Source organism: Pelatocladus sp. (assembly GCF_059505505.1).
In genome coordinates, this window is the sequence record NZ_JCACKS010000161.1 from 1 (window position 1) to 4,180 (window position 4,180).

Consider the following 4,180-nt stretch of genomic DNA (forward strand, 5'->3'; position numbering starts at 1 on the left):
AAGTGCTACATCCTTTACACTATAAGCTTTTTAGGCTATTTTGTCGCCCCGTCAGCTGGATTAGACGATTATTTGGAGCAAGTCCAAATACATAATCAATTTCACTTTGATATTCACACCAACTCATTATATCGTCTCTCGAATATGCGCTATCTCCGCGAATAATAATTTTTACATCTTTCCATTTTGAGCGGATTATTTTTATTACTCGTTGTAATTCTTCTAGTCCTCCAGATGCTGGGTCTACGTTAGATGCGCGAAGTTTTGCTGCAAGTAAATGTTTACCACAGAAAATGTAAAGTGGAGCATAACAATACCCTCGATAATAAGGATTAAAAAATGTTTCTTCTTGATTTCCGTGAACTAAATCATCGGTAACATCTAAATCCAAAATTATCTGTCGTGGTGGCTTGTCGTAAGATTCTATAAATAGCTCAACTAGTAGTGTTTCTATTGCTGATGCATCATGTTCAATACGGTGATATCTACTATCTGCCCTTGATGATACATCTTCTGGACAATGCTCAAGCCGATTTAAGGTACTTTTTCCCGCCAAAGTAATTGATTCTTGTCCCGAATTGATAACTTTTCCAACCGCCAGCGAAAATATTGGATCATGACGTAAAGTTTCGTGGTCATTTATATCCTCATAGCCCATGATTAAGCCATATATTCTTTGTGCAATTAAGCTATTAACTGGATGCAGAATTTTATTTGGCTCTCGGTAGTCTTTGAAACATGCTGCCAGTCGTGATGTTATTTCTCTTTTTCTGTCCAGTTCCGCAATTAGTGTTAATCCGGCATCAGATGTTACAGGCTTACCATTGAAATTAACTACAACTGGACATGAATTCACTTGTTCAAATATGAACTGTTCCGGTATACAATCGTTTTTATTGGGGGTCATACTTAAAACTGCTGGAATCCTTTTAAAATGTACATTTTGGCAGTTTATGACCCCTATTTTTTAAAGTCTTGTGAGAAATCCGGGGTAAGTTTATTTACCCTCAAACGTTCTGACGCAACCAGCATGGCTGCACGTTCCAATTTGGTACCTACACCCTATGCTATCAAAATGGCGTTATTAAAAGCATTACTAGAAAGCCAAGGGAAACACCACCAAGACGACTTTGAGATTTGGATCAAAAAGGAATTTTCCTGGATTCGCGATTTGCAGATATACCTGCTCCCACCAGAACAGTTGGTAGTCAATCGCAACGGTTATAAATTAAGATATTACGACCAAACCGCAGATAAAGCCGACAAAAATCGCTCCACAGTACCTATGCAGGATGGGTTTGTATTTCGCGAATGGATACATTTGCAGGGAGAATTAAAAATTTGTGCGGGAGAATGTGACAACCTCACACAATTAACTCAATTATTTGCCCAAATCAATTATTTTGGCAAAAAAGGGTGCTTTTTCCAATTTCTTCCCAATGCAATCCAACTAACTGATACACCCACTTTTACACCAGACCCCACTGCTAGTTTTACCGTACAACCAATGGATGATTTAGGTAAAAAAACTACCTTCAACCGCATTAATCCATTCTCCAACGACAAAGCCCAAATTGACAAAGACCGGATAATAGAACCAGGATTTTTACCATTACGACTTCGTTCTACTAGTGCCCGTTATGACTTCTACCAAAGATACTGATAGTAATAATGCTGCAAATATATTACAAAATACCAAAAAAACAGAAAACCGCTTTGCTGGATTAAGTGTGATTTTACGCTCAACTGAAATATCATCTACAGCGATTTCCTTACGGGAATGGCTAGTTGAGGTTGATACTCCACCCATCTGGATACCTCTACGTAAAATAGATGGGGTAACGAAAATCATGCCAGTACTACCAGAACCGATTTTATACGAAAATTTAATGCGATCGCTCTTAGGGTAAATCGCTGAAAATAGCTTGGTAGAATGGCGAGAGAAATGCTACGAAATCGGTGGTGTTGAGGTCAATTCCCATTCCCTACACACAATCCAAATTACCATTTCCGCTCTCAAAGCCCTTCCCCCCACATTAGGACGCGCTATCCATGCGTTGTGTTTTCGCTGGTTTGCTAATGCAAATCCCGAATTAGCCGAAAGGTTACACAAAGAAGATAGTTTACCAATGACAATCGGGTTAGAATATTGTTCTCCCAAAAAAAACCTGTTGAAAATCAGCTTAGGAGCCATGTAAAAATAACTTGAACAAATTAGCCAGAAACTGAATAATGAGAATATAACTGGCATTGCAGGATGAGATGGCTGGTAACGAGGTAGTCAAAAGCATTCAAGACAAGTATGAGGAGTTGTGTCCTTACTTGAATGAGAAAACAAGACGTATTTGGGCAGCGATCGAAGCCCAAAGCCTGGGTTGGGGGGGTATAAGTCAGGTTTCAAGAGCAACGGGACTGTCCCGGACAACAATTCATGCCGGGATACGTTTGTTGTCAGAATCAGATGGGTCACAAACGGAGGCACAGACTAATCGAATCCGTGAAGTTGGTGGTGGACGTAAACTACTCGAAGAACAAGACCCAATGCTGCTAGGTGATTTGGAATCGCTGATTGAACCAATGACTTTAGGGGTTATGTAAAAATAAGTTGGTCAACCTTGGCAGCGCCGGGTACGGCGCTGCCCCCTCTACTCGAGAACTTGAATGAGCCGAATAAATATAAGGTTGACCAACTTATTTTTACATAACCTCTGAGGTACGAATGCATGACTTTGTTGACCCCGAATTAGGTAAAGCAATTCCTTATGGAATTTATGACCTTACAAAAAATCAAGGATGGGTCAATGTGGGTATTGATCACGATACAGCTGGTTTTGCAGTCGAGTCTATTCGCTATTGGTGGTACTCAATGGGAAAACAATTTTATCCCACAAGTCAGCATCTGATGATTACAGCAGATTGTGGTGGTAGCAATAGTTATCGTTCTCGACTATGGAAGTTAAAACTACAAGAATTTGCAGACGAAATTCAGAAAACGATTCATGTCTGTCATTTTCCCCCCGGCACGAGTAAATGGAATAAAATTGAGCATCGCTTGTTTTGTCACATCACTCAAAATTGGCGTGGTACACCTTTAACTAGCTTGCAAGTCGTGATTAATTTAATTCGCAATACTACCACCCAACAAGGATTAGAAGTAGAAGCTAGTTTAGATGAAAATCGCTACCAAACAGGTATCAAAGTTACAGACCAAGAATTTAATGCTATTGCTATTGAGCGCAACTCTTTTCGTGGTGAATGGAACTATGTAATTAAACCCAGAATTCCTGCTTAGTTGTTCAAGTTATTTTTACATGAGTCCTTAGAAGAACGCACCGGACGCAACATTGCTTATGGCGAAATTTTTTACCACGCCAACCGCAGAAGACAAACCGTAGCATTTACCCCCCAATTACGACAAGCTACAGAAAATGCGATCGCGCTGGCTCAAGTTGCTGCTAATCAGCAAATGCCAGCCCCCATTAACAATAACAAAAAATGCTCCTCATGCAGCTTGCAACGAATTTGCTTACCTTTTGAAGTCAAAGCACTCCGTGCAGAAATGTAAACCAATTGTTTGAAAATTTCAAATCCCAAAGTAATATGTCAGTTCTCTACGTTACTCAAGCCGAAGCCGTTTTAAGTAAAGTCTACGAAGCCTTCACTGTCTCTTTAAAGCAGGAAGATGGTACATGGACTTGAGACTTAGCGAATCCTGGAAACGGGATTGAAACATTAACCTTATTGATATCTTGTTGCTGAATCGGATTCCTTGAGACTTAGCGAATCCTGGAAACGGGATTGAAACTTAAATTTAATGATTTGATAGAACTGGAAATGGACTTGAGACTTAGCGAATCCTGGAAACGGGATTGAAACATAGATACTGGTTAGTTGCTACCCTTACAGCACCCGCCTTGAGACTTAAGCCTTCAGCAACAGCCTCTTTCACACGAGCGATCGCTCCTTGCACATTCCCCCAGTACTTCTTCACTACACCCAAACACGGCTCTGGGTTAATCCGCAGTCGTCTCAATTCGTTGCAAATCTCACTAATCTCTTGCTTGCTAGGCTTATCCGTATTTGAAACGACTTCGACTTGCGGCTCGGAGAACTCGTCTTCTTGAGTAGACCTCTTGCAAAATTATTTTATGGTATAGTTAAGGGTTTTGTATCATGTAAT

Annotated in this window: 5 protein-coding genes and 2 pseudogenes; 5 read left to right on the forward strand and 2 right to left on the reverse strand. The window is 40.3% G+C overall.

Going from position 1 to position 4,180, the window contains the following annotated elements; translation table 11 throughout:
• Positions 1-49: 49 nt before the first annotated feature.
• Positions 50-907 (reverse strand): annotated as a pseudogene (locus tag AC5JMK_RS13155) (IS1380 family transposase); the annotation flags it as partial.
• A gap of 123 nt (positions 908-1,030) precedes the next feature.
• Between AC5JMK_RS13155 and AC5JMK_RS13160 the strand changes: the two are divergent.
• The 5 genes and pseudogenes from AC5JMK_RS13160 to AC5JMK_RS13180 all read left to right on the forward strand — a co-directional run bounded on the left by AC5JMK_RS13160 (position 1,031) and on the right by AC5JMK_RS13180 (position 3,565).
• The gene (locus AC5JMK_RS13160) at positions 1,031-1,663 is read left to right on the forward strand and encodes a hypothetical protein (RefSeq protein ID WP_495910289.1); all 633 of its coding nucleotides are present in this window, start codon (positions 1,031-1,033) and stop codon (positions 1,661-1,663) included.
• Positions 1,641-1,910, forward strand: coding sequence for a hypothetical protein (locus tag AC5JMK_RS13165; RefSeq protein ID WP_495910290.1), 270 nt, complete (start codon positions 1,641-1,643; stop codon positions 1,908-1,910). The genes AC5JMK_RS13160 and AC5JMK_RS13165 overlap by 23 nt, the downstream gene beginning before the upstream one ends.
• Positions 1,911-1,925: 15 nt before the next feature.
• Positions 1,926-2,198, forward strand: a complete 273-nt coding sequence (locus tag AC5JMK_RS13170; RefSeq protein ID WP_495910291.1) for a hypothetical protein — start codon at positions 1,926-1,928, stop codon at positions 2,196-2,198.
• 64 nt (positions 2,199-2,262) lie between these two features.
• Positions 2,263-3,292: pseudogene (locus tag AC5JMK_RS13175) on the forward strand (ISAzo13 family transposase).
• On the forward strand, positions 3,293-3,565 hold the full coding sequence (locus AC5JMK_RS13180) for a CRISPR-associated protein Cas4 (protein ID WP_495910292.1): 273 nt from the start codon (positions 3,293-3,295) through the stop codon (positions 3,563-3,565).
• 282 nt (positions 3,566-3,847) lie between these two features.
• On the opposite strand, the gene AC5JMK_RS13185 is transcribed toward AC5JMK_RS13180, so the two are convergent.
• Positions 3,848-4,033, reverse strand: coding sequence for a hypothetical protein (locus AC5JMK_RS13185; protein WP_495910293.1), 186 nt, complete (start codon positions 4,031-4,033; stop codon positions 3,848-3,850).
• Between the last annotated feature and the right edge of the window lie 147 nt (positions 4,034-4,180).